Origin of the sequence: Actinoplanes hulinensis, from assembly GCF_019429605.1 — a bacterium.
In the GTDB taxonomy this organism is placed as follows: domain Bacteria; phylum Actinomycetota; class Actinomycetes; order Mycobacteriales; family Micromonosporaceae; genus Actinoplanes; species Actinoplanes campanulatus.
Genome location: NZ_JAHXZI010000018.1, coordinates 39,021 through 64,577, shown reverse-complemented (window position 1 = coordinate 64,577; position 25,557 = coordinate 39,021). Strand labels below are relative to the sequence as shown.

Below are 25,557 nucleotides of genomic sequence, written 5' to 3'. Positions count from 1 at the left end.
CTAGTCCTGTTCGTCAGGCTCGTCGGCATTGCGAGCAAGCGCCACGATGGTTACACCTTCAGGGAGGTCCATCAGCTTGACCCCCATTGTGTTCCGATCCCGTGTGCGCCGTACAGGCTTCACGGGAGTCCGGATGACACCACCATTGCTGGTGATGGCAAACAGTTCATCCTCCGGGCTGATCACCAGAGCGCCGACAAGTCCACCACGACGCTCCGTGATCTTGGCGGTCAGCACCCCCTTACCGCCACGCCCCTGCACCGGATACTCCTCGATGGGCGTGCGTTTCGCATACCCACCGTCGGTGGCGACCAACACATCCATACCCTCGCGGACGACTTCCATCGCGAGGAGTTCGTCGTTCTCGCCGAACCGCATGCCGATCACACCGGACGTGGCCCGCCCCATCGGGCGCAGCGCCTCGTCGGTGGCGTTGAACCGGATGGCCTGTGCCTTCTTGGAGACCAGCAACAGGTCGTCCTCCGAAGCCACCAGCGCCGCGCCCACCAATTCGTCATCCTCCCGCAGGTTGATGGCGATGATGCCACCGCTGCGGTTGGAGTCAAATTCCTCCAGGCGGGTCTTCTTCACGAGCCCATTCTTAGTGGCGAGCACAAGGTGCGGCGCCACCTGGTAGTTCGGGATCTGGATGACCTGCGCGATGTGCTCGTCCGGCTGGAAGGCCAGCAGGTTCGCGACGTGCTGGCCCTTGGCCACCCGGTTGGCCTCGGGCAGCTCGTACGCCTTCGCCCGGTAGACCCGGCCCTTGTTCGTGAAGAACAGCATCCAGTCGTGGGTCGAGATGACGAAGAAGTGCGAGACGATGTCGTCCTGCCGCAGGGATGCGCCGCTCACGCCCTTGCCGCCACGCTTCTGCGACCGGTACATGTCGACCTTGGTGCGCTTGGCGTAGCCGGTACGTGTGATGGTCACCACAACGTCTTCCCGGGCGATGAGGTCCTCCATGGAGACCTCGCCGTCGAACGGGATGATCTGGGTACGCCGGTCATCCCCGAACTTCTGGACGATCTCGGCCAGTTCCTCCGAGACGATCGAGCGCTGCCGCTCCGGCTTCGCCAGGATGTCCTTGAAGTCGGCGATCTCCAGCTCGATCTTCGCGAGTTCGTCGACGATCCGCTGCCGCTCCAGGGCGGCCAGCCGGCGCAGCTGCATGTCGAGGATCGCGGTCGCCTGGACCTCGTCGACGTCGAGCAGCTGCATCAGGCCCTGACGTGAGTCCTCCACCGTGGGCGAGCGCCGGATCAGGGCGATGACCTCGTCCAGCATGTCCAGCGCCTTGGCCAGACCGCGCAGGATGTGTGCGCGCTCCTCGGCCTTGCGCAGCCGGAACGCGGTCCGCCGCTGGATGACCTCGATCTGGTGGTCGACGTAGTAGCGGATGAACTGGGCGAGGTTCAGCGTGCGGGGGACGCCGTCGACCAGCGCCAGCATGTTGGCGCCGAACGTCTCCTGGAGCTGGGTGTGCTTGTAGAGGTTGTTCAGCACCACCTTGGCGACCGCGTCGCGCTTGAGCACGAGGATCAGGCGCATACCGGTACGGCCGGAGGACTCGTCGCGGATGTCCGCGATTCCGGTGAGTTTGCCCTCCTTGACCAATTCCGCGATACGCTCGGCCAGGTTGTCCGGGTTCACCTGGTACGGCAACTCGGTCACCACGAGGCAGGGCCGGCCGCGCTGGTCCTCCTCGACCTCGACCACCGCGCGCATCCGGATGGAGCCCCGACCGGTCCGGTACGCCTCGGTGATCGCCGTCTGCCCGACGATCAGGCCGTACGTCGGGAAGTCCGGGCCCTTCACGATCTCGAGCATCGCCTCGAGCGCGGTCGCCTCGTCCGACTCGGGATTGTCGAGCTGCCACTGCACGGCCGCCGCGATCTCGCGCAGGTTGTGCGGCGGGATCTTGGTGGCCATGCCGACCGCGATGCCCTCGGACCCGTTGACCAGCAGGTTCGGGAACCGGGCCGGCAGGATCGTCGGCTCCTTGGTCCGCCCGTCGTAGTTGTCCTGCATGTCGACGGTGTCCTCGTCGATGTCCCGCAGCATCTCCATGGCGAGCGGGGACAGCTTCGACTCGGTGTACCGCATGGCGGCCGGCGGGTCGTTACCCGGCGAGCCGAAGTTGCCGTTGCCGTCGATCAGCGGGTACCGCAGCGACCAGATCTGACCCATCCGGACCAGGGCGTCGTAGATCGACGAGTCACCGTGCGGGTGGTAGTTGCCCATCACGTCGCCGACGACGCGGGCGCACTTCACATACCCGCGGTCCGGACGGAAGCCGGCGTCGTACATCGCGTAAAGGATCTTGCGGTGCACCGGCTTGAGGCCGTCACGGACGTCGGGCAGCGCACGGCCGACGATCACGCTCATCGCGTAGTCGAGGTACGAACGCTGCATCTCGACCTCGAGGCCGACCGGCTCGACCCGCTGGGTCACACCGCCGCCGGCGTCGTTCTGGATCTCGTCGCCGTCGGGGGGCTCGGGAGTGTCAGTCACTTTTAACCCTTACTCAAGGTGATGCCAGGCAAATACGACCAGAACGGGCATATAGCTGTGGATAACGTTGTGGAAATGCGGTGCAAGCTGTGGATACGGCTCGCCGGACTCAGATGTCCAGGAACCTGACGTCCTTGGCATTGCGTTGAATGAACGACCGCCGCGCCTCCACGTCCTCACCCATCAGCACGCTGAAAAGCTCGTCCGCCACCGCGGCGTCGTCGAGCGTCACCTGGCGCAGGGTTCGGGTGTCCGGGTTCATCGTGGTGTCCCACAGCTCGTGGAAGTTCATCTCGCCGAGACCCTTGAACCGCTGGATGTCGTCCGGCTTCGCGTTCGCCTTCTTCTGCTGGCGCAGCGCGATCAGACCGTCCCGCTCGCGGTCGGAGTACGCGTACTGCGCGTCGTCGCCCCGCTTGTTCCACTTGAGCTTGTAGAGCGGCGGCGAGGCCAGGTAGACGTGCCCCTGCTCGACCATCGGCCGCATGAAGCGGAACAGCAGAGTGAGCAGCAGGGTCTGGATGTGCTGGCCGTCGACGTCGGCGTCGGCCATCAGGATGATCTTGTGGTACCGCAGCTTGGAGATGTCGAACTCGTCGTGGATGCCGGTGCCCATGGCCGTGATCAGCGCCTGGACCTCGTTGTTCTTGAGCACCCGGTCGATCCGGGCCTTCTCCACGTTGAGGATCTTGCCGCGGATCGGCAGGATCGCCTGGATGCGGCTCTCCCGGCCGGACTTGGCCGAGCCGCCGGCCGAGTCACCCTCGACGATGAACAGCTCGGTCTCGCGCGGGTCGGTGGACTGACAGTCGGCCAGCTTGCCCGGCATCGAGCCGGACTCCAGCAACGACTTGCGCCGGGCCAGCTTGCGGGCCTGCTGCGCGGCGATCCGGGCGCGGGCCGCCTGGTCCGCCTTCGTGATGATCAGCTTGGCGTCCGCCGGGTTCCGGTCGAACCAGTCGGCCAGCTGCTCGTTGGCGACCTTCTGCACGAAGCTCTTCATGTCGGTGTTGCCGAGCTTCGTCTTGGTCTGGCCCTCGAACTGCGGCTCCCGCAGGGTCACCGAGATGATCGCGGCGAGACCCTCACGGATGTCCTCACCGGACAGTTTCTGATCGCCCTTGAGGAACTTCTTCTCGATGCCGTACTTGTTGACGATCGTGGTCAGCGCGGCACGGAAACCCTCCTCGTGGGTACCGCCCTCATGCGTGTTGATGCGGTTCGCGAAGGTGTAGACCGACTCGCCGTACGACTCGTTCCACTGCATCGCGACCTCGACGCCCATACCGGCGTCGTTGTCCTCGGCCTCGAACTGGATCACCGACTTGTGGATGGCGCTCTTCGTGGCGTTGAGGTGCCGCACGAAGTCGGCGATGCCGTCCTCGTACATGAAGGTGACCCGGCGGGGCTCACCGTTCTCGTCGGCCGCGTCGGCCCGCTCATCGGTGTAGTTGATCGTCAGGGCGCGGTTGAGGAACGCCATCTCCTGCAACCGGCGATAGATCGTCTGGTAGTCGAAATCGACGGTCTCGAAGATGTTCGGGTCCGGCCAGAACTGCACGGTCGAGCCGAGCTTGTCGGTCGGCTCGCCCTTCACCAGCTCGCCGGGAACGGAGTAGTCGTACTTCTGCCGCCACCAGAACCCGTCCTTCTGGATCGCGACGGCCATCCTCGTCGAGAGCGCGTTCACCACGGAGACACCGACACCGTGCAGACCGCCGGAGACCTTGTAGGCCTGGCCGTCGAACTTGCCACCCGCATGCAGGACGGTCAGCGCGACCTCGACACCCGGCTTCTTCAGCGTCGGATGCAGGTCGACCGGGAAGCCACGGCCGTTGTCGGTGACCGAGACGCCGCCGTCGGCGAGCAGGACCACGTCGATGGTGTCGCAGTAGCCGGCCAGTGCCTCGTCGACGGCGTTGTCCACGACCTCCCAGACCAGGTGGTGCAGACCGCGCTCACCGGTGGAGCCGATGTACATACCGGGACGCTTGCGGACCGCTTCAAGGCCTTCGAGCACGGTGATCGACCCGGCACCGTATTCCTGCTGATTCTCTGACACCCTCGGCCACTTTCTCGCGCCGGGCCGGAAGGCCCCGCTACGGGGTTGGCGGGCCGGGCCGGCGACGACATGAGCACGCACGAGGACCGGAGATGACCCCGCGGGGAGGAGCGGACCACCGGTGGAACCATGCGCGCCGGTCGCCGCGGACCGCCCGCGGATCGTGATCGGCTGGAAAAACCGCATAGCGTGACGATGCAGGCTGGCAGGGGGGCCGGCCCGACCGTCAAGCACAGTTTTCCCGGTCGCTGTCGATTCTACTCCGCCGGAACGAATCGGCGAGGGTCCGGCACCCCTTCAGGGTGCCTGAGAGTGCCGTAGCGCGATTTGAGGCGCTACCCACGTAATCCCCTACACGCCACTGGTGCCCCGCGCAATGGCAAACGCTGCGGCAGTTTCACCGCTCGGGCGCGCCTGCGATGCCCGGCCCGCACTCACTGCCACACTGCTCGACAACGTCCCGCGGCCGTGTCGTAACCTCGCCCGCGCGGGCCGGAGACGGCCGGGTGGTCGCAGGGCAGGTCGAGGAGGGGTGGCCCCGGATGGCGCACGACAAGGGCCTGGACAACGTCGCGGTGCACTGGCCGCGGACGAACCAGTACTACGATCCGGTGGCTCCCGCCGAGTTCGTCGACTTCGGAGCGATCGCCGACCGGCCCGAGATCGCCGCGCCCACCGGCGCGCTGGCGCTGCACATCGCCAAGACCGGCACGGTGCGGGCCACCGCGTACACCGAGCTCATCGATCTTCTCCTGGGCCTGGAGGGCGTGCTCTACGCCACCGAGGCGGCCGCCGAGGACGAGGACCCGGTCATCGACCCGGACGGCTGCGCCTGGATCGCCGGCGGCCTCGAGCGGTTCGTCGAGGGCCACGAGAAGCACGGCGACCTGGTCACCTTCGACACCGTCACGGACGTCATGCGCACCGCGATCTCCGCCGGCCGGCTCGCCGAGCAGCAGCTGCGGTGGCTGGACCAGCGGCTCGCGGCCCTGCGCGACGACGCCGGCAACTCGCCGCACTGGAGCTTCGCGCGCACCGAGCTGGCCGTCCTGGCCGGCTTCTACCGCCGCTGCGCCGACCGCGGCTTCGCGGTCTTCGCCGACTACTGAGAGCCCGACCACCGAGAGCCCGGCTGCTGAAAGCCCGGTCACCGGGCACGTGGGTGGCGGATCAACCAGGTCACGCCACCCGCCACCAGCAGGACGACCAGCACCGATCCGGCCCAGAAGATCTGGGAACGATCGGTGTCCTCGACCTCCACACCGGTCGCCAGCAGTTCGTTGCCGTCACACGAGTTCGTCCGGTCGTCGGTGGCGTACACCCGGTACCGGCCGCCCTCGACGAACCTGTATCCACAGGACGCCTCGTGCTTCTCGGTAGCCAACGTCACCGAGTCGTCCACATCACCTTTGAGCACCGATTCGACGGCGAACCGGACATCGACCCGTGAGTCCCACAGGTCGCCGTCGACCTCCTGAACCACCCCGACGAAGGCGGTCTCGGCCCGCTCCAGCGGATCGAAGCCGGACGCACAGGAGCATGCCCAGGCCGGCCGCGCGGCTACCGGAATCGGGGCGAGAACCAGCAACATCAGGACCAGGACCCGGCGCACATGCATGATCATGCGGTTCAGACGCACGGGACGCCGTTCCGGTTTCAGCCGTAGGTGTCCCGCGGCCCACGACCCTGTACCCGGCGCGGCCCCCGGCTCCATGACGGCGCCGCCGGCCCGTGGATGTTGAGCCGGGTCACCACGTTGTTCCCGACCTCGCCGGCGATCTTCCGCAGCAACGTGGCGGCCAATAGCCGCAGCTGGGTGGCCCAGGCGGTGGACTCGGCCTCGACGGTCAGCACCCCGCCCTCCAGCCGCACCGGACGACTGTGCGCCGCGATGTCCGGCCCGACGACCTTCTCCCACGAGCCGAAGACGGTGGCCTCGGCCTTCGGTTTCTCCCAGCCCCGGGCCCGCATGAGGCGCTCCAGCATCGCCCCGAACGGCTGCGGATCGCGCGGATCCGGGCCCGGTCCGGAGTAGCCGCGCAACCGTCGCCCGCTGCCCTGTCCGGTCCCGGTTCGTTTGCGCGGGGTGCGCGCGGCCTCGCGTCGCCGCGCGAGCGCGGCATCCAGCACGGCCCGGGCCAGTTCCGGTCCGGCAAGGCCGTCGTTGTCCACAGCCTGTGGATCGTCCGGGCCGTTCTCAGGGGTACGGTCAGCGCGCTCAGCGCCTCCCACAGCGCCTCGAAGCTCCCGGGCCTCATCCACCCCCGCCCAGAGGTCCCCGAGGGCGTCCTCGAGGCGCTGAGGGGACTCTTCGGGTCGGGCAGGCTTGCGTCCGGCTGACCGTTCCCGGTCAGGGTCAGGAAACACGGGTCACCGCTCCCGTCCCGACGTCGTAGCGCGCGCCCCGCAGGCCGGCCGGCACATCCTCGGGCACCGCGCAGGTCACCAGTAACTGTGCCGCGTCGGACACCAGGGCCGCCAGCCTTTCGCGGCGATCGGTGTCCAGCTCGGCGAAGACGTCGTCGAGGGCCAGGACCGGCTCGATCCCGTCCGAGCGCAGCAGGTCGTACGCCGCGAGCCGCAACGCCAGCGCGAACGACCAGGACTCACCGTGGCTCGCGTACCCCTTGGTGGGCAGCTCGCCCAGCTGCAACGAGAGGTCGTCGCGATGCGGGCCGACCAGCGTCGTCCCGCGCTCGATCTCGGCCGCCCGGCGCTCGGCCAGCGACTCCAGGATCATCGCCTCCAGTGCCGACCGGTCGGTGGGCAGCGACTCGCCCAACCGTGACGCGTACCCGATCACCGCCGCCGACCGTCCGGCGGCAACCGCGTCGTACGCCTTCGTCAGGTGCGGCCCCAGCGCCGCCGCCAGTTCCAGCCGCCCGGCCAGCAGCTCGGCGCCGTGGTACGCCAGATGCTGATCCCAGACCGCCAGGGTGGACAGGTCCTGTCCACGGGTGCCGCCCACCTTGCGGGTCAGGTAGGCGGTCCGCAGCAGGGCGTTGCGCTGCTTCACCACCCGGTCGTAATCGGCCCGCACCCCGGCGTAACGGGGCTGCCGGGCGACGAGCAGGTCGTCGAGGTACCGACGGCGCTCGGACGGGTCGCCGCGGACCAGCTCCAGGTCCTCCGGAGCGAACAGCACCATCCGCAGGGCGCCGAGCACCTCCCGCGGCCGCCGCACCGGTGAGCGGTTGAGCCTGGCACGGTTCGCCCGGCCCGGCACGATCTCCAGCTCGACCAGCAGCTCGCGGCCGTCGTGGGCGATTGCGCAGCGGATCACCGCCGAGGAGGCGCCGGCCCGGACCAGCGGGGCGTCGGTGGCCACCCGGTGGCTGTCCAGAGTCGCCACGTAGCCGAGCGCCTCGACCAGGTTGGTCTTGCCCATGCCGTTCTGGCCGACGAGCACGGACACACCGGGATCGAGATCGACCGCCACCCGCTCGTAGGAACGGAAGTCGGTGAGCTCGACCCGGCGTACGTGCATGGATCAGCGCTTGACGGCGTGGCCGCCGAACTGCTGGCGCAGTGCGGCGACGGCCTTCATGGCGGGCGAGTCGTCCTGGCGGGACTCGAAGCGGGTGAAGATCGACGCGGCCAGGACGTGGGCCGGAACGGCGAGACGCACGGCCTCGTCAACCGTCCAGCGGCCCTCGCCGGTGTCCTCGACGTAGCCCTTGAGGTTGGCCAGGGTCGGGTCCTCGTCGAGCGCCCGGTCGAGCAGGTCCAGCAGCCACGACTTGACGACGCTGCCCTCACGCCAGCTCTTGATGACGGCCGGCACGTCGTCGACGAGCTCAGAGGCCATGAGGATCTCGTAGCCCTCGCCGTACGCCTGCATCATGCCGTACTCGATGCCGTTGTGGATCATCTTGGCGTAGTGGCCGGCGCCGTGCGTGCCGGCGTGCGCGAAACCGAACTCGCCGGCCGGCTTGAGCGCCTCGAAGATCGGCTTGCAGTGCTCCACCTGGGCGGCATCGCCACCGACCATCAGCGCGTAGCCGTTGGTGATGCCCCAGACGCCGCCGGAGACGCCGACGTCGAGGTAGTGGATGCCCTTCGCCCGGAGACGCGCGGCCCGCGGGGCGTCGTCGGTGAACTTCGAGTTCCCGCCGTCGATGACGATGTCGCCCTCGGAGAGCAGCTCCGAGAGCGCGTCGATGGTGTCCTCGGTGATCTTGCCGGCTGGCACCATGGTCCACACGACACGTGGGGCCGCCAGCTTCTCCACCAGCTCAGCCAGGTTTGCTGCGTCGCTCTTGTCCGCGTTGTGGTCGAAACCGATGACCTCGTGCCCCGCTGCACGCAGTCGTTCCCGCATGTTGCCACCCATGCGGCCGAGACCGATCAGGCCGAGTTGCATGGTGATCTCCCTAGATGAGCGATTGGTTCAAGCTCAGTATCAGCGAGTCACTCGAATCGGCATGATCAGATAGCGGTAACCCGGGATGATTTCGCCGCTTTCGCCAGCGGGCGAGATCACAGCGGGCTTGAACGCGTCGACGAAGGCGAACACCGCGGTCGGAGCGCCGAGATTCTGCAAACCGTCGATCAGATATTGCGGGTTGAAGCCGATCGTCAGCGCCTCACCGGTGAACTCGGCCTCCATCGCCTCACTGGCACGGGCCTCCTCGGTGCCACCGGCCTCGACCACCAGACCGTCCTCGCTGAAGCTCAGCAGCACCGGGGTCTGGCGCTCGGCGACCAGGGCCACCCGGCGGACCACCTCGACCAGGGCGGCCACACCGACCCGGGCCTCGGCATTGTGCGAGGCCGGGAAGAGCGAGCGCACCGGCGGGTAGTTCGCCCCGTCGAGCAGGCGGCTGGTGGTACGCCGGGTGCCACCGGCGAACCCGATCATGCCCTCACCGGCCTTGCCCTGGGTCAGTGCCAGGGTGACGGCGCCACCGGTCGGGCCGAGGGCCTTCGCGGTGTCGTTCAGCGTCTTGGCCGGCACCAGCGCGTTGTGGCTGATCTCCGGGTCGTCCGGGGTCCACTCGATCTCCCGCATGGCGAGCCGGTAGCGGTCGGTCGCCAGCAGTGCCATGGTCGAACCGTTCAGCTCCAGCCGCACACCGGTCATCATCGGCAGGGTCTCGTCCCGGCCCGCGGCGATCGCGACCTGCGAGACGGCGGAGGCGAAAACCGCCGCGTCGACGGTGCCCGCGCTGGACGGCATGTCCGGCAGGCTCGGGTAGTCCTCGACCGGCATGGTCGGCAGGGTGAACCGGGCGCTGCCGCACACCAGCTCGAGATGCGCGCCGACGGCGGCGATGTCCACCGGCTTGCCCGGCAGTGCCTTGGTGATCTCGGCGAGCAGGCGGCCGGAGACCAGGGCGGCCCCCTCCGCGTCGGCCTGCACCTCGACGGTCACCTGGCTGGAGACCTCGTAGTCGAAGCCCGACACCTGCAGGCGGCCGTCGGTGACCCGCAGCAGAACGCCGGCGAGCACCGGCACCGAGGGCCGGCTGGGCAGGCTCTTGGCTGTCCAGGCCACGGCGTCGGCGAGTGCGTCTCGCTCCACCCGGAACTTCATGCTTCCTCCGCGATGCGTCCTCATACAGGGGGCTTGGACCCCACTGAACTCTATGGCTCCGGCGGTATCCCCGTGTGCCCGACCCCGGTGCTGTGCAGTCGAGCCCGAGGCGTGGCGAGCCGGAACCAGCCCATCCACACCTTCCACAACGCTGATGATTGGTTTTTGTTTTCTTAGAAGAGATAACTTCATCGTCTTCATAGGGGCTGTGGATTCTGTGGATAACTCGCGTTTGCGCTGGTGACAGGGTTATCCACCGGTGATTCACATGTGGGTAACCGGGGTATAAACCCGGGTCGTTGTCCACAGTCGCCGACGCAGCGAGAGTTGTCCACCGCTGTCCCCAGGCTATCCCCAGCTTATCCACCGGGTTTATCCCCCGCCCTGTGCATAACGCAGGGACGCTACCGACACGTTGTCCCCAGAACCTTCAACAGGTAATCCACAGGCGTCCACAGCCTGTGAGATCAATAACTACTGTTCGTGACTGTCCACATCGATTTCCACAGGAGTTGTCCACTTCTGTGGATTGAGGTGTCAGGAGTTATCCACCGTCTGGGGAGCCAGCCTGTGGATGCCTGTGGATGAGTGTGGATAACGTTGGCACGAAACTGGCACGTCGCGACGTTGACAACTTGTCCTTCAGGGCCCTCACGAGAAGGCAGTCATTGTCTTCAATGTCTTCAGGTTTCACTAATGATCTGGGTATAACTTGTGGAAAACCCCGTGCAGAACTCGTGGAAAACTGTGGGTAAGTAGAGAAACCGCAGCTCAGAGGCTGTGCGCATCGCGTCGCACATTCTGTGCGACCCTGTGGGTAACTGCCTTTTGAGGCCCGCACGGCCTGATGCGGCTGGGGATAACCCGTGGACGGTCCCGGTGAGCGAGCCGATCCGGCTCAGACAAAGATCCATCGGGTACGAGGGAAGCCCGCCCAGCCCCGTCCACACCGACCCGTGCGAGGGCGTGGCGGGTTGCGGAGTGAGTGGGCAGCACCGCCCGGCGGGTGCGTGAGGGCGTGCCCCGGCAGCTTGCCGGGCATCGCGGGGCGCCGGCCGCGTGGTGTGGTCGAGCGCGCGTCCCCGTACCCCTCAGGTGTTCTGTTTGATCCTGTTGGTGAGCTCGGCGATCTGGTTGTAGAGCGACCGGCGCTCGGCCATGTGCTGGCGGATCTTGCGGTCGGCGTGCATCACCGTGGTGTGGTCGCGGCCGCCGAACGCCTGCCCGATGCGGGGCAGCGAGAGATCGGTCAGTTCCCGGCAGAGGTACATCGCCACCTGCCGGGCATTGACCAGCACCCGGCTGCGTGAGTGCCCGCGCAGGTCCTCCAGGGAGACGCCGAAGTAGTCGGCGGTCGAAACCATGATCTGGTCGGCGGTGATCTCCGGGCCGGCGCCGTCCGGCATGAAGTCGCGCAGCACCTCCTCAGCCAGTGAGAGTTGCACCGGCGAGCGGGTGAGGCTGGCGAACGCGGTCACCCGGATGAGGGCGCCCTCGAGTTCGCGGATCGAGTTGGAGACCCGGGACGCGATGAACTCGAGCACGTCGTCGGGGGCGTACATCCGTTCCTGCGCGGCCTTCTTCTGGAGAATCGCGATACGGGTCTCGAGGTCGGGCGGCTGGATGTCGGCCAGCAGACCCCACTCGAAGCGTGTGCGCATCCGGTCCTCGAGGGTGGCCAGCTGGCGCGGCGAGCGGTCCGAGCTGATCACGATCTGCTTGTTGGCGTTGTGGAGCGTGTTGAACGTGTGGAAGAACTCCTCCTGCGTCCGCTCGCGGTTCTCCAGGAACTGGATGTCGTCGATCAGCAGGATGTCGACGTCGCGGTAGCGGCGCTGGAACGCCTGCGTCTTGTCGTCCCGCAGGCTGTTGATGAAATCGTTGGTGAACTCCTCGGTCGACACGTAGCGCACCGAGCGCGCGTGCCCCAGGGTGGTGGCGTAGTGCCCGATCGCGTGCAGGAGGTGGGTCTTGCCCAGCCCGGAGCTGCCGTAGATGAAGAGCGGGTTGTACGCCTTCGCCGGTGACTCCGCGACCGCGACCGCCGCGGCGTGCGCGAACCGGTTGGACGAGCCGATGACGAACGTCTCGAACATGTACTTCGGGTTGAGCCGGTTGCCGTCCTGCCCACCGGGCCGCGGCGTGGTGCCGGGACCCCGCAGATCGATCGGCGGACGGCCCGGCCCGTTGTCGCCGGCCCGGCTCGGTACGTCGTCGCGGCGGTCCGAACCGGGCATCGGCCGGTCGTTCTGCCGTAACTGGGCGGCGTCGGCCGCCATCCGGTGCGCGACCGCGTCGTTGGGCTGTTCCTTCTCGGCCGGCGGCGCGGCCGGGGACCGGTTCACCGGCGGCACCGGAGGCATCGGGTCGGCGAAGAGCGCCTCCTGGCCGTCGTGGGCGGCCGGAACCCCACGGGGGAACGGCGCCTGCGGAGCGGAGTGCTGCGCCGACCCGGTCGGGTACGGCTCCGGCGCGTGCTCGGCCGGACCGAAGGCAGGCCCCTGGTAGGGCGGCGGTTCGGGCATCCGCGGCGAGCCCGGATAGCCCGGCAGCTCCGGCTGAAAGGGCCCGTTCTCGGCGTAGTGCCGTGGCTGCGGGTCCACCATCGGACCGGCGGAAGGCTCGGCCGGGGTGCCGTAGACGGTGCCCGGCATGCCGGAGCCGTCCTCCGGGGGCCGGACCGTGACCGCGACCTGTATGGGCCGGCTGAGTCGGCGGCTGAGTGCCTCGGTGATCGCCGGGCGCAGCCGCGACTCGATGATGTCGCGGGTGTACGTGTCCGGAACCGATAGGAGAGCGGTGTCCTCGACTATCGCCCGCAGGCGGGTGAACTGTAGATAGGCGCGCTGCTGCCGTGACGCGATCTCGTCGGACAGCTCGTCCAACGTCTCGCGCCACAACTTGCCCAGGTCGACCTGCTCGGCCACCGCCGCGCCACCCCCATCGCCACCGACCCCGGTGGGCCTTGTCCGGCCTTTCGCCTGTGCCTGTCGGCGTCCCGTGACGGGCAACCGGCCGGCGTCCCCCAACCCAGCACAGTTAACGTGCTGAACACGCACGGCGCCACCAGCTATCCACAGGTTATCCACAACCTGGGTCAGTGCCGGTGGCCGCTCCCGGCCGGATGGTCGGCAGATTTACCGGAGCCTGTAGTCGGCGCGGGCGGTAAACAGGCTCACCGTGGCGAACGATCCACCTGCTTGTCCGGTTTTGGCCGCTGCTTCGCGGGCTGCGAACGGCCGGATGAGACCAGCAACCGCGCACGCTAACAGCGGCGACAGGTGGACTTCAACCGCCGTCTTGGCCATCCACCGCACGCGCGCGGGAAAAGATTCACTTTGTGCACGGAAAGACCTGCCAGGCGTTCGTTGCCCGCCCATGTCGGCGTGCCGACCAAGGATATGGTTGACCGCCCCGGGGGCCCTGCGTAGGGTTGGGCGGTTGCTCCGCCGCGCTCTGCTAAAGTGGCGTCTTGCAGCCCATGATGCCCCCAGAGTCGTAGTACGAAGACGGAGTTTTGACGTGAGCAAGCGCACCTACCAGCCGAACAACCGCCGGCGTGCCAAGACCCACGGCTTCCGGCTGCGCATGCGCACCCGTGCCGGTCGCGCCATCCTGTCTGCCCGCCGGTCCAAGGGCCGCGGCCAGCTGTCGGCCTGAGCCGACCGCTAGTCGGGTCGGAATGCCCAGGTAGTCGTGCTGGCCGCGGTGCAACGATTGCGGCGTAGCGCGGACTTCGCCGCAGCGATTCGCGGCGGCCGCCGTGCCGGTCGCGGCACCTTGGTCGTTCACCTGCTTCTCGATGAGCCGGCGTGTGCCTCCACGGCGCGCGCCGGCTTCGTCGTCTCCAAAGCGGTGGGCAACGCGGTCGTCCGCAACCGGGTGCGCCGCCGACTACGTCATCTCGTCCGGCCACTGCTCGACGAGCTGCCCGGGGGCGCGTCCCTGGTCGTCAGAGCATTGCCACCGGCGGCCGCGGCGACGTCCGTCACGCTGGCCGCCGACCTGGAGAGTGCGCTTGCGGCCGCCCGCAGACCCCGGCGACCGCGATGACCCTGGCCGCCCGGGTCCTGACCGCAGCGGTCGTCGCGTACCGTCGATACTTGAGTCCGGTGCTGCCGGCCCGCTGTCGGTTCTACCCCTCGTGCAGTGCTTATGCCCTGGAGGCGTTGGCGCGTCACGGCGCGATCCGGGGTACGGGCCTGGCGATCTGGCGGCTCCTCCGATGCCATCCCTTCCACCCTGGCGGGTACGACCCGGTGCCTGACCCGATCCGTCACCGTCCTGCCGATGTGACTGGAGATTAGATTGAGTCTCGACCCGATCTACTACGCCATCTCGTGGATTCTTCTGCGCTGGCATTCTTTCTGGGATGCGATCGGCATACCCGAAGATCGTGTCATCGGCACCAACTGGGCTTGGATCCTGGCGATCTTCTGCCTGGTGGTGACGCTGCGGGTCATCCTCTTCCCGGTCTTCGTCAAGCAGATCAAGAGCCAGCGTGCGATGCAGGCGCTGCAGCCCAAGGTCAAGGCGCTGCAGGAGAAGCACAAGGGTGACCGGGAGACGCTCCAGAAAGAAATGATGGAGCTGTACCGGACGGAGAAGGCGAACCCGCTCATGGGCTGCCTTCCGATGTTCCTGCAGATCCCGGTCTTCTTCGGTCTCTTCCACGTGCTCCAGCACCTGGACCCGAACATCTCGGACGCGAACAAGCAGCTCTACGGCTGGCCGCTCGATCAGTTCAACAGCGCCGCCCACGCGCACCTGTTCAACGCCCCGATCAGCGCCAAGTTCGGTTCCTCCGCCGCTGAGCTGTCCGTCCTCGGCGCGGACGGCACCACGGTCAAGGTGGTGGCCGGCATCCTGGTCCTGGTCATGATGGCCACCACGTTCCTCACCCAGCGCCAGATGATCCTCAAGACCGGCTGGGCCGAGGACCCGCAGCAGCTGATGATCCAGCGGCTGATGCTCTACGGCATCCCGTTCTCGCTGCTCATCTCCGGTGCGCTCTTCCCCATCGGTGTGGTCATCTACTGGGTCACCAACAACCTGTTCACGCTGGCGCAGCAGCAGTGGGTGCTTCGCAAGTTCCCGCCGCCGCAGATGGCCAACAAGGGTGGCTCGGCGGGCCGGGTGGCGCCCGGGACCAAGGTCTCCGGTGGCAAGAACCCGGTGCAGCCCGCCCGTACCGGTGGTCTGTTCGGTCGTAAGAACACCCCCGAGCCGGCGAGCCCGGTGGTCGACACCAAGGCCCTCGGTCCCAAGCCCGGTGCCAAACCGGTGAATCCCAAGAAGGGCGCCAGGCCGGCGAACAAACCCAAGGGATGATCGCGGCTCAGGCCCAACACCCGGCAGGGCCTGAGCGCGCCCCTCGAGACCTGCCCGCGCCGCGCGCGGGAAACATCGGACCGATCTCGGTCCGGCCGAATGACAACGGAGATGAGACCGTGACCGACACCAGCACTCCCCCTTCCGCCGACTCGTCAGCCGAAGCCACCGCTGCCGAGCCGGCCGGCACCGAAGAGGCCAAGAAGTCGGAGACTGTCGCCTCGGACAGCGACCTGTTCCGCCAGAGCGAGATCGCCGCCGACTACGTCGAGGGTCTGCTGGACATCCTCGACTACGACGGCGACATCGACGAGCTCGTCTCCGCGGGCCGGCCGATGGTCGAGGTGGTCGGCGGCCGTCTCCAGCCGCTGGTCGGCCAGCGCGGCGCCACCCTCGAGGCCCTGCAGGAACTGACCCGCCTCGCCATCTTCCGGGCCACCGGCTCGCCGAGCCGGCTGCTGCTCGACATCGGTGGTTACCGTGCCGCCCGGCGCAAGGAACTCGGCGCGGTCGCCCGCAACGCCGTTGAGAAGGTCAAGGAACACGGCGACCCGGTCCGCCTCGAGGCCATGTCGGCGTTCGAGCGCAAGTGCGTGCACGACGTGGTCAACGCGATCCCCGGCGTGCAGAGCGAATCCGAGGGTGTCGAGCCCAGCCGCCGCATCGTGGTGCGGGTGGCGGACTGATCGTGACCACCTCCCGCCACGGCGCGGGTGACTCCGGCCCGGGCGTCGAAACGCCCGGGCCGTCGTCTTTCCCGGCGCCCGACCTTCGCCCACCGGCCACCGCCGCCGAGGTCTTCGGGGCACGGCTCGAGCTGGCCACCCGCTACACCGAACTGCTCGCCACCGAAGGCGTGATCCGGGGCCTGATCGGCCCGCGCGAGGCGCCCCGCCTGTGGGAGCGACACCTGATCAACTGCGGCGTCATGGCGCAGCTCATCGCCCCTGGCGCCGACGTGGTCGATGTGGGCTCCGGTGCCGGGCTGCCCGGCCTGGTGCTGGCGATCGCCCGCCCGGACCTGCGGGTCACCCTGGTCGAGCCGCTCGCCCGCCGGACCGCGTTCCTCACCGAGACCGTCGAAGACCTGGACCTGGACAACGTCACCGTTCTCCGCGGCCGGGCCGAGGAGGTCGTCGACGCGCTGCCCGGAGCCGATGTGGTCACGGCCCGGGCTGTGGCCGCGCTCGACAAGCTCGCCGGGTGGTGTCTGCCGCTCGCCGCCGTTGGTGGCCGTCTTCTCGCGATGAAGGGCTCGTCCGCTGCTGAGGAGATCGCCGAACACGCGGCGGCGATCGCGGCTCTCGGTGGTGGCGAACCGGTCGTCCACCTCTGCGGGGCTGGACTGATCGAGCCCCCGACCACGGTGGTGGAGATCGTCAAGGAGGCGCATGTGGTGCCCGGCCGGAAGAAGGCCGCTTCGGTTCGCTCGGGCCGTGGGTCTGCATCCCAGCGTGGCCGGCGGGATCGCCGGGGTTAGCCATTCCGCGACTTTCGGTCCCGGTCCGATTTTCGGGCCGGGACCGCCTTTTCGGTACGGGGTAGCGCGCTCGTATGCCGCGGTTCGGCGTGACGTCCACCGGGTGTGACCCATGTTTCACGTGCAACGGGGGACGCCCTCGACCGCGGTCTGGCGGGTGGGCTCCAGGCGCGTTTGTCCACAGGCTCATGGCCGGCTGGGCGCGCTTGGGGACAACGGCCGGTTCGGGGTCGCCGACTGGTTTTTGGTCCCGATCCCATTTTCGTTCGGTAGGTGGAGCAGTGGTGCGTCAAGGTGGTTACACCACCCTGCGGATGGGCCCCATTCGGCCGTTGGCGGGGTTTCGGGATCTTCCATGCACCCGTGGTGCATCTTGTGTTGTGGACGCGTCTCGGCGGCCATGAGGGGCGTGGCCTCGTCTGGCTCGGATCGCTTCCGCATCGTCGGGTCCTTGGACGGCTGGTCCTCGATCGCCGCCGCCGCCGTTCGTGGTCGTGAGCGGCCTTTTCCGGGTCTCATCTTCGAGGGCTCGGCTCTCTGACTCGGCGGTGACAGTTGACGCCGTACCCGAGGTCCGACGCCGTCAGCCGCCATACCGCCTAGCGTGGTGGCGGCCCTGGCGGTATGCCGCATGGCACTCACGCGGGCTGCCGGTTTCGGGAAGGCCGGGCGGCAGAGGTTTGTCATGGTGGCGTGCTTTCGGGCGTACACCATGGGGGTTGATCTTCGGGTTTGGGTCGGTCGACGGCATGAATGGGTGAAGCCTGGATGTCTGTGCCGAGCGTCATGGTGTTCGGGTCGCTGCTGACGGACGATGGAGCAGCGTTGTGCTCGACCCATCGGAACTTAGGACCATGGCGACACATGCCCGACACCCGTAGGCTGGCCGGATGTCGATAGTGTGGACCGGATCTCCCCTGCCGGGCACACGTTCTGCCGGTCAACCCCTTCCTAGCCATCAGGGATGAAGCGGTGCATGAGTACGGTGTTTCACGTGAAACCGAGTCGCCTCTCGACAGGCCGTCGGGAATGAGCGTGGGCGGGCTGCACGCGGGCGAACAGGACGTTCCGCAGCCCCGGGCGGGCGCCTATGGGCCCCCGTCGGCGTACGAGTACGGAGCTCCGATGCCAGGCCACTCCTCGGACGAGGCCCGAGGGCGTGCGTCCGTGCCGTCGGGGCGTCAGATGGCGGCCGCTCCTTCTTCAGGGGCGCCCGTTCAGTCCACCGAGCATGTTTCACGTGAAACGCCGGTAGCGGATGAGGACGATCCGCCCCTAGCCATGGAAGCGTTGCGAGCTGTGCAGATCCTCAACCCGAGCGGCGAGATCATCATGCCGCGCCCAGACCACCCGCGGGTGATTTGCGTCGCCAACCAGAAGGGCGGCGTCGGGAAGACGACCACGACGGTCAACCTTGCCGTGGCGCTGGCGCTCCACGGCAACCGTGTGCTGGTAGTGGACCTCGACCCCCAGGGCAACGCCTCGACCGGTCTGAACGTCCCGCACCACGCGGGCGTACCCGATGTTTACGACTGCCTGATCGACAACGTGCCGCTGGCCGAGGTCGCGCAACCGGTCGAAGGTATCCCGAACCTCTTCTGCGTGCCGGCCACCATCGACCTAGCCGGCGCGGAGATCGAGCTGGTCTCGGTGGTGGCCCGTGAGTCCCGGCTTGCCCGGGCCATTGCGGGGCATCCCGAGAAGTTCGATTACGTCTTCATCGACTGCCCGCCTTCTCTCGGGCTGCTGACCGTGAACGCCCTCTGTGCTGCGCAGGAGGTGCTGATTCCCATTCAGTGTGAGTACTACGCGCTGGAAGGTCTCAATCAGCTGATCAACAACATCAACCTGGTGCGTCAGCACCTGAATCCCACCCTCGATGTCTCTACGATCTTGCTGACGATGTACGACCGGCGTACCCGTCTGGCAGATGCGGTGGAACAGGATGTACGGAATCATTTTGGTGCCAAAGTGCTGAACGCGGTGATCCCCCGGAACGTGCGTGTTTCGGAGGCTCCCAGCTACGGTCAGTCGGTGATGACCTACGATCCGGGATCACGAGGGGCTACCAGCTACTTCGAGGCGGCCTTGGAGATCGCGGTGCGCGGGGTCAACACGGGAGGCACGGTATGAAGAACCGTCCGCGGGGTGGCCTGGGCCGCGGCCTGGGCGCGTTGATTCCCACAGCGCCTGCCGCGGAGGTGGCAGCCTCCGTAGAGACGCTTCCTGAGCCGGTCGCCGTCGAGTCGGCCGTCGCTCCGGCCGTTGCTCCGACCGTTCAGTCCACGCCGGTCACCCCGCCGCCCGTTCCTGCCCCGGCCGCCCCGGTCGACGGTGACCTCGCACCGGTGCCCGGCGCGCGTTTCGCTGAACTCCCGGTGTCCGCGATCGAGCCGAACGCCAAGCAGCCGCGCCACGTCTTCGATGAGGAGGCGCTGGAGGAGCTGAAGACCTCCATCCAGGAGGTCGGCTTCCTCCAACCGATCGTGGTCCGTGAACTCGGCGACGGCCGGTACGAGCTCGTCATGGGTGAGCGGCGGTGGCGTGCCGCGCAGGCTGTCGGCAGGGAGACGATCCCCGCAATCGTCCGGTATACGCCTGACGACGCGATGTTGCGTGATGCCCTGCTCGAGAACATTCATCGGGCGAATCTGAACCCGTTGGAAGAGGCGGCCGCATACCAGCAGTTGCTGGAGGAATTCGGCGCGACGCACGAGGAACTTGCGCGCCGGATCGGCCGTAGCCGTCCACAGATCTCCAACACGATCCGGTTGATGAACCTGCCGGCACCGGTACAGCGTCGGGTGGCGGCGGGGATTCTCTCCGCCGGGCATGCGCGAGCGCTGCTCGGCCTGGACGACAGTGACGCCCAGGAGAAGCTGGCCACGCGGATCGTTCAGGAAGGGCTTTCGGTCCGGGCGACCGAGGAGATCGTTCAGCTGACGGCTCTCGAGGCGCCGGCGAAGAAGGCGGCGCCTACCCGTCGGGCCAAGGTGCACGCGCCGGCGTTGAACGATCTCGCCGAGCGGCTCTCGGATCGGTTCGACACCCGGGTGAAGGTGGACATCGGGCGGAACAAGGGCCGCATCACGATTGAGTTCGCGACGGTGGACGACCTTGAGCGGATCGTCGGCATGATCGGTGTGGAGGAGGAAGGCGCTCCTCGGGACGGTGAACCGCCCGAAGAGTGAGACTTACTCGGTGAATCGGCCAGGGAGGGCGCGTGAGTGATCACGCGCCCTCCCTGTTTTGCGGCCTGATCCGGTTCTGTCAGACGGATTCTCCTGAGATTTCGCGGAGCGGCCGAACGCGATGAAGGCCGTATCCCGACGCGGCTAAAGAGCATCTTGTTCCTATCGTGGCTTGTGAAAGCTTCAAAATGATTCACGTTGAAATTCTGTTATGCCCCTATTGGCTGTTCCGCAGTTCTTGCCCTCGTGCAGACGCCACGGTTGAAAGAGAGCTTGACCTGCTCTCCACCTCAGCGGCAGTGAGGTCCCGTTCCGAGCGGGCTGATTGACGTACAGGCGTCCTCGTCTGGTGCCCCTCGCCGTCGCCTCAGCGACGAGCCGAGACAGCCGCTAACCGCGAACGACCAAGGCGGGATGATCAACGTGCTCCGGAACGTTCCCGGGGCGCGGCCAGGTGGGCACGGGCCGGGCGGACCCGCGTTCCGGACCGCAACGCGGGCTGTCGAGCGATGCAGCGCTTCGCCCGTGCCTGGTCGGGCCGACCGGGCCCGGCGTGATTGTCGATGACATCAGGGAGACCCACTTTTTGGGCTGACCATCGGCGAGCCCGCCGATCACACAGTCTGGCCAGTACTACTCGTATGAGCTGGTTCGTGCGTTCCCTGGCTTCTGGCTGTTCTCCAGCAGGGTAGCGATGAGTTCGTCCGCCTGCGTCTTGGCGGCATTCGCTGGCGACACCACGGCACACCGATACCGGTGACTCCCACAGCGGTCCTCGCGGCGATGCGTCGGCCTGTTCAACAAGGCGCACCCACAAGACCGGCACCGTTTGACCAAACTGGTTGTCGACCTTGGATCAGGCCCTTAACACGGTGAGGTCAATCGCCCGGCCTAGCCGTGGTAACCGACAGCCGTGCTGGCGAAGAATCGACCTGTTTCCCGCCGCTTGAGCACGGCGTTGGACTTACTGCTTGAGCCCATCGCTTGAGCCCGCGGCTGGATTCGCCGCCTGTCCGTCGCCTACATCAACAACGTGATGCTCCTGATCCTGCGCTTCAAGGCCGGCGTCCCGGCCGTTGACGTGCGTGGCGGGATCACCGCTATTAGGCCTCGACCCACCATTGCCAGGCAGAGCTTCATGACGCCAAGGAGCCCCTGACCCAGTTTGGGTTGCAAGCCTGGTTCGATCGCTGGTTCCCGCGACCGATCAGTACTACGCGAGGTTCAACCCCCCACCTTGCCGACTGGCGCCTACCAGGACGTTGGCTATTTGCCCGGAACGTACGCACCGTCGAGGTCTTCGCTGACCCCGGGCTGCCGACTCGGGCACCACCAGCAACGAGAACCTGGCGACGCCCGGACCACGGCTGCGGCAGGTACCTGATCTCCGGACGGTGCCAGCATGGGATGGCCGGCGCCCCGTTGCGGCCTCCACACTCCGGACGCTCCGCATCTGAGTCGACGGCGACCGTGCTGATGGCCGGTCATCAGCACGTCGGCGACAGCCACTTCCAATTCAGTACAACTGCTCAGAGGCTGCTTCTCGAACGTTGACCGGCGGCCATCTGTTGGCAGGTGTCAGTGCGGGTGCGTAGCGCTGGACGATATTCGGATCAAGTCGAGCGGAAACGAAGCATGATTGCCTGGACTTGCAGGCCTTCCTTGAGGTGAAGGCAGGGCTCCATCGCCCACCCCTCGGCATCCTGCTCCTCGACTACACAGGCGTTGTGGCTGACAACGACCATCTCGCCAACCTACCGCCTCCTGCAAGCCTTGCCGAGTTCCCCCGCCTCAGCGGGACCGGATCACGGCAGTCCAATGGCGTTGCGGCAGTGCTGCTGCCGATCCTGATCTACGGCACAGCGCCGATAGGGTGCCGTCCGTGCTAGGCGACGAATTCTGGGTACTTATCGACCAGTCCGCAACCGCGGCGAGCACACATGTTGGTGCTCGACGCCCGCGGCTTGCTCCCGATGAAGGTGTGGGCGTGGGAGGCTGCGTTTCGTCATGGGGCTCGGCCCGGTCGGACGGAGGCTGTTAGTTCCTCGGAGAATGAGGCGCGCCCAGACATGACCATGTGATCCGCGTCTGCCATCACGGGCTTCGGTTTCACGTGAAACATGGCCACCTGAGTCGTCTGACAACTAACGCAGATGTTGGTCGGTATGTCCGATGCACAGCGCGGCGGCGAACCTGTGCCAGCGTCGGCCGCTGACACCCGGGTCGGTAGAAGCTGCTGTAGGCCGAGATATCTCTGACCCTGCAGAGGGTGTTCAGCGGCGGGGAAACTCGGCGCGGTCCCGATACGGACTGCCGGCTTCTTTGGGTTGCCACTGAGCCGGAGGTGCCAGGAGTCGGGCGAGGCCGTGAGGCCTCTTGTTCGTGCTTTTCCTCCAAATGGCTCTCGTTCACCGGTTAGCCGTCTTGTGGCTTGTGGGCACTGGAGTGTTCCGAGACGGGCGCTATCAAGGCTCTGGTCGTGTCGCGGAACCAGGATGCTGCTGATCGGGACGCGTTGCAGGAACGCCTAGGACCGAGTCCGATGGATGCAATATGGTCGTGGCCGTTTCACGTGAAACCAGGGGGCTTGGTAGAAGTTGTGCCCGGTGCCCGGTGCCCGGTGCCCGGTGCCCGGTGCCCGGTGCCCGGTGCCCGGTGCCCGGTGCCCGGTGCCCGGTGCCCGGTGCCCGGTGGATTGGGGATGGTCCAAGACGCTGGACTCGGCTGCCCAAGCAGGCGATCGGCTGCGGGTTTGGGAAGGCGCCAGATGGCTGGCCATGGCTGCCGTCCCCTGGGGGATGCCTGCCCGGCGCTGTGGTCCGTCACGTCGAAGAACGGGCGGTTTGAACTTGAGTTGCCCTGGGTGTGAATCCAGCGCGGTGCGCCGTTTCACGTGAAACACAGACAGGCGGCGCTAGACCTTCCATGCCGGTGGTCCGCTCGGATTGGGGTCTGGAAACCATCCCAAGCCAAGTGCGGCCGGAGTTGGCGGCAGCATTATCACTATGCCGCGCATTCGGTGATGGGCCGCGCTCCGGGTGCGCTAAACCTCGGTGGTGTAGCCGGCGTGATGGGCAAGGCTCCGACGCGAGCATTCAGACCGCGGCGCTGACGCGCCAGTGCTGCGGTGGACACCGAGCAGCATGATCGCGAATGGCTGGCTGCTTCATCCCGTGTCTACCGCCGATTGCTGGCCTGGCCGTTGACTAGACGGTGCGGACGGCCGACGGGTGCCGCGTGAGTTCTGTTGTGCGGAACCTGAGACGGCCCGGGTTGTGTCGGCGTTCCTACGGGTAGTCCAACCTATTCGGGCTGAGGCCGCGCATCCGGCTGTAGACAGATACAGGACGGACGGGGTGGCGCAGCGGACTGGGCACCTTGATGGAGTTGCCTTGGCCGCGTTGGTAATCGGCGCCATCGGGTGGGGGTTGGAAGGCAAGCGGCCATGTTGTCGTAGTTGGGCAAAGCAGATATCAGTCGTAGCGACGTTGGTGAGCCGGGACTGAGGAGAGATCTCGACGTGGAGCAGGTCGCCGCTGCGTCCAGGATCGAGGTTTCGGTGCTCACTACGAACAGCTCTTACGGCAAAGCATTCCAGGGCCTAAACGCCCGGCGACGCCAGGAGGTATCCGCCGCCTGCCGCCTGCCGCCTGCCGCCTGCCGCCCGCCGCTCGTCACCTGCCGACGACAGGCGACGACAGGCGACGAGCGCTCGCGGCCAGCTCATGAAATTTCGGCTAGGCCGTCATATCCCGACCCGCAGCGGGTGGAGCCGTCGCTTCCGGCTGCCAGTGCCATGGCACTGAGCCTCCCGCAATGGTTTGGGCTTCTCCGCTCAACGGCCAGACGTCTTTCGTTGATCAACACAGTTGCCGATCGGCGGGAACTTCGGCGATGCGAGGAGTCGCTGAGGAAGATCATTGGAACTTCAGGGTCGGTGGGCATACGAGTAATGCGGGCCGGCGCGGGACTCATCGTGACCGAAGGCGTTGTCATGTGGCGGCAGGGTTGGCCAGGTGCGTGCGACCACTACACCGTGACGTGGTGAGTGAACCGAGAACCGAAGCCGACCGCCCGTAGGAGCGTGCGAAGCGGTGTCCAGCCGATCGACAAATCGAGGAAAGATCGAGAAGTGGATGACCCGCCCCAGCGGCCGGACCCGTGCCGGCGTGGCGTGGCGAACCGGCGGGTCACCACGATGGGCTTGCCGGTGAAGAATCTCAACACGTAATCCGGCGGCGTGGTCGTTCCGGCAGAGAGTCCTGACAGGCGGGCCGGCACTGGATGTTCCAGCCGTGCATGACCGAGTTGGCGGTAGTGGATGCAGTTCGGCTACCCACGAATCGTGCATCGACGGGCGGCGGCCCTCGTTGTGGTGTGTATGGCTGTCCTGGTCGAGGTACGGGGAACTCTTGCTACGGCCGGGGGACGAGCCGTGCTGCCCGAGCGGGGCGGGCTGTTCTTATTAACCACGCCCGCGGTGAAGTCCTCTTCGGGCTCTGCATAGCGGGTGGTCTCGGCGGTGGGTTGATTCGGGAGATTGTGGCAACCGTTGGCAGCGGGAGAACCAGCTGGAGTAGGAATCGAGGCGGGCTGGCCGTGATGCAGGTCAGGATTCTGGTGGTCGACGATCGCAAGGGCGTTGGGGCGGCATGTCGTTCGGTACCCGACACCCGACTTCTACAGGGTTGTGATCGAAAGGCGGAGGATGCGCAAGAGTCATGGAGGTTGTGTTTGATGTCGTGCTTGTTGGCGTACGCAGACCGGCGTTGCGAGCCGATGACTCGACCTTGAATTGGCCGGCTCCAGGCCGCTGAGGCTCCGCAGCGTCATGGGTTACGTTCCTCAGCATGGGCGGCATGTGTATGTGGGCATCGCGCGCCAGGATGCTTTTGCTAAGCGGGCTGATCCGACACTGATCAACGGGGCATTCGTGGCGGCGCTTGATCGGTTCCCCGTGTGACGACCAGCCCGCCGCGGCATGTCGCTGGCAGGGCTCCGTCGAGAGCCCGCGCCGCCTGGCAGGAAATGATCGGCGGGCAGAAATTCGCCCCAGCCAACTCGACCCGTTCAAGGCCATCTGCTCCGTCGTATCGGTGAGGGCAACCTCAACACGATCACCGTGCACCGTGAGGTCATAACCCAGGGCTACCGGCAAGGGTTCATTGTCCGAGCGTTCATGGAACAGCACCAAAGCCGGTTTCGTCGCACGGGCCAAATCGCCGTCGGTGCGGCAGGTGGCCGGCTGGATCTGCTGGCACCCCGACAGTCTCGACGGCGTTGACGCCAGCAGACGCGACCGCTGTCCCGACCTGGCCACCGCCACCGAACTGGTGCGTTCGTTCGCCACCATGCTCATCGCCCTGCAGGGCGCCCGCCTTGAGGACGGGATTACCGCCGCCCAACAGACCGGGCTGCCCGGTATCCGGTATCACCGGCTTCG

At 66.9% G+C, this 25,557-nt stretch carries 17 protein-coding genes; 9 read left to right on the top strand and 8 right to left on the bottom strand.

Annotated elements, in window-relative coordinates:
* Complete coding sequence (gene gyrA / locus KZ829_RS30490) at window positions 1–2,514, bottom strand: DNA gyrase subunit A (RefSeq protein ID WP_220147325.1); 2,514 nt, start codon at window positions 2,512–2,514, stop codon at window positions 1–3.
* 109 nt (window positions 2,515–2,623) lie between these two features.
* The gene (gyrB, locus tag KZ829_RS30485) at window positions 2,624–4,576 is read right to left on the bottom strand and encodes a DNA topoisomerase (ATP-hydrolyzing) subunit B (protein WP_220147324.1); all 1,953 of its coding nucleotides are present in this window, start codon (window positions 4,574–4,576) and stop codon (window positions 2,624–2,626) included.
* Between the two features lie 542 nt (window positions 4,577–5,118).
* Between gyrB and KZ829_RS30480 the strand changes: the two genes are divergently transcribed.
* Complete coding sequence (locus KZ829_RS30480) at window positions 5,119–5,685, top strand: hypothetical protein (protein WP_183225828.1); 567 nt, start codon at window positions 5,119–5,121, stop codon at window positions 5,683–5,685.
* Between the two features lie 38 nt (window positions 5,686–5,723).
* Here KZ829_RS30480 and KZ829_RS30475 read toward each other — a convergent pair whose 3' ends face one another.
* From KZ829_RS30475 to dnaA, 6 genes are all read right to left on the bottom strand, one after another.
* Window positions 5,724–6,188, bottom strand: coding sequence for a hypothetical protein (locus KZ829_RS30475; protein WP_220147323.1), 465 nt, complete (start codon window positions 6,186–6,188; stop codon window positions 5,724–5,726).
* A 44-nt stretch (window positions 6,189–6,232) separates the two neighbouring features.
* The gene (locus KZ829_RS30470) at window positions 6,233–6,748 is read right to left on the bottom strand and encodes a DciA family protein (RefSeq protein WP_183225830.1); all 516 of its coding nucleotides are present in this window, start codon (window positions 6,746–6,748) and stop codon (window positions 6,233–6,235) included.
* A 184-nt stretch (window positions 6,749–6,932) separates the two neighbouring features.
* Window positions 6,933–8,063, bottom strand: coding sequence for a DNA replication/repair protein RecF (recF, locus tag KZ829_RS30465; RefSeq protein WP_220147322.1), 1,131 nt, complete (start codon window positions 8,061–8,063; stop codon window positions 6,933–6,935).
* A gap of 3 nt (window positions 8,064–8,066) precedes the next feature.
* Complete coding sequence (gene gnd, locus KZ829_RS30460) at window positions 8,067–8,939, bottom strand: phosphogluconate dehydrogenase (NAD(+)-dependent, decarboxylating) (RefSeq protein WP_220147321.1); 873 nt, start codon at window positions 8,937–8,939, stop codon at window positions 8,067–8,069.
* 39 nt (window positions 8,940–8,978) lie between these two features.
* Window positions 8,979–10,112 carry a DNA polymerase III subunit beta gene (gene dnaN, locus KZ829_RS30455; RefSeq protein ID WP_220147320.1) on the bottom strand — a complete coding sequence of 378 codons (1,134 nt, stop codon included), beginning with the start codon at window positions 10,110–10,112 and terminating at the stop codon, window positions 8,979–8,981.
* 1,091 nt (window positions 10,113–11,203) lie between these two features.
* The gene (gene dnaA / locus KZ829_RS30450; RefSeq protein ID WP_220147319.1) at window positions 11,204–13,039 is read right to left on the bottom strand and encodes a chromosomal replication initiator protein DnaA; all 1,836 of its coding nucleotides are present in this window, start codon (window positions 13,037–13,039) and stop codon (window positions 11,204–11,206) included.
* A gap of 595 nt (window positions 13,040–13,634) precedes the next feature.
* Between dnaA and rpmH the strand changes: the two genes are divergently transcribed.
* The 8 genes from rpmH (at window position 13,635) to KZ829_RS30410 (ending at window position 20,114) form a co-directional block, all read left to right on the top strand.
* Window positions 13,635–13,772 (top strand): 50S ribosomal protein L34, encoded by a 138-nt coding sequence (rpmH, locus tag KZ829_RS30445; protein WP_183225835.1) that lies wholly within the window; start codon window positions 13,635–13,637, stop codon window positions 13,770–13,772.
* Between the two features lie 36 nt (window positions 13,773–13,808).
* Entirely contained in the window at window positions 13,809–14,165 is a 357-nt protein-coding gene (gene rnpA / locus KZ829_RS30440; RefSeq protein ID WP_220147318.1) for a ribonuclease P protein component, read from the top strand.
* Window positions 14,162–14,419, top strand: a complete 258-nt coding sequence (gene yidD, locus KZ829_RS30435) for a membrane protein insertion efficiency factor YidD (protein WP_204296571.1) — start codon at window positions 14,162–14,164, stop codon at window positions 14,417–14,419. The genes rnpA and yidD overlap by 4 nt, the downstream gene beginning before the upstream one ends.
* A 1-nt stretch (window position 14,420) precedes the next feature.
* Entirely contained in the window at window positions 14,421–15,443 is a 1,023-nt protein-coding gene (gene yidC / locus KZ829_RS30430) for a membrane protein insertase YidC (RefSeq protein WP_220147317.1), read from the top strand.
* A gap of 119 nt (window positions 15,444–15,562) precedes the next feature.
* A complete protein-coding gene (locus tag KZ829_RS30425) occupies window positions 15,563–16,129 on the top strand; it encodes a Jag family protein (RefSeq protein WP_308285728.1) in 567 nt (188 codons plus the stop codon).
* Window positions 16,130–16,260: 131 nt separating this feature from the next.
* On the top strand, window positions 16,261–16,923 hold the full coding sequence (gene rsmG / locus KZ829_RS30420; RefSeq protein WP_246636548.1) for a 16S rRNA (guanine(527)-N(7))-methyltransferase RsmG: 663 nt from the start codon (window positions 16,261–16,263) through the stop codon (window positions 16,921–16,923).
* A 1,125-nt stretch (window positions 16,924–18,048) separates the two neighbouring features.
* Window positions 18,049–19,056, top strand: coding sequence for a ParA family protein (locus KZ829_RS30415; RefSeq protein ID WP_443611889.1), 1,008 nt, complete (start codon window positions 18,049–18,051; stop codon window positions 19,054–19,056).
* Window positions 19,053–20,114 carry a ParB/RepB/Spo0J family partition protein gene (locus KZ829_RS30410; protein WP_220147315.1) on the top strand — a complete coding sequence of 354 codons (1,062 nt, stop codon included), beginning with the start codon at window positions 19,053–19,055 and terminating at the stop codon, window positions 20,112–20,114. Before KZ829_RS30415 ends, KZ829_RS30410 begins: the two co-directional genes overlap by 4 nt.
* The last annotated feature ends 5,443 nt before the right edge of the window (window positions 20,115–25,557 follow it).

Bases quoted from the DNA above. Each gene is read 5' to 3' on its own strand.
- dnaN (WP_220147320.1), bottom strand. From the start codon at position 10,112: ATGAAGTTCCGGGTGGAGCGAGACGCACTCGCCGACGCCGTGGCCTGG.
- gnd (WP_220147321.1), bottom strand. From the start codon at position 8,939: ATGCAACTCGGCCTGATCGGTCTCGGCCGCATGGGTGGCAACATGCGG.
- KZ829_RS30480 (WP_183225828.1), top strand. From the start codon at position 5,119: ATGGCGCACGACAAGGGCCTGGACAACGTCGCGGTGCACTGGCCGCGG.
- recF (WP_220147322.1), bottom strand. From the start codon at position 8,063: ATGCACGTACGCCGGGTCGAGCTCACCGACTTCCGTTCCTACGAGCGG.
- yidD (WP_204296571.1), top strand. From the start codon at position 14,162: ATGACCCTGGCCGCCCGGGTCCTGACCGCAGCGGTCGTCGCGTACCGT.
- KZ829_RS30415 (WP_443611889.1), top strand. From the start codon at position 18,049: ATGCCAGGCCACTCCTCGGACGAGGCCCGAGGGCGTGCGTCCGTGCCG.
- KZ829_RS30410 (WP_220147315.1), top strand. From the start codon at position 19,053: ATGAAGAACCGTCCGCGGGGTGGCCTGGGCCGCGGCCTGGGCGCGTTG.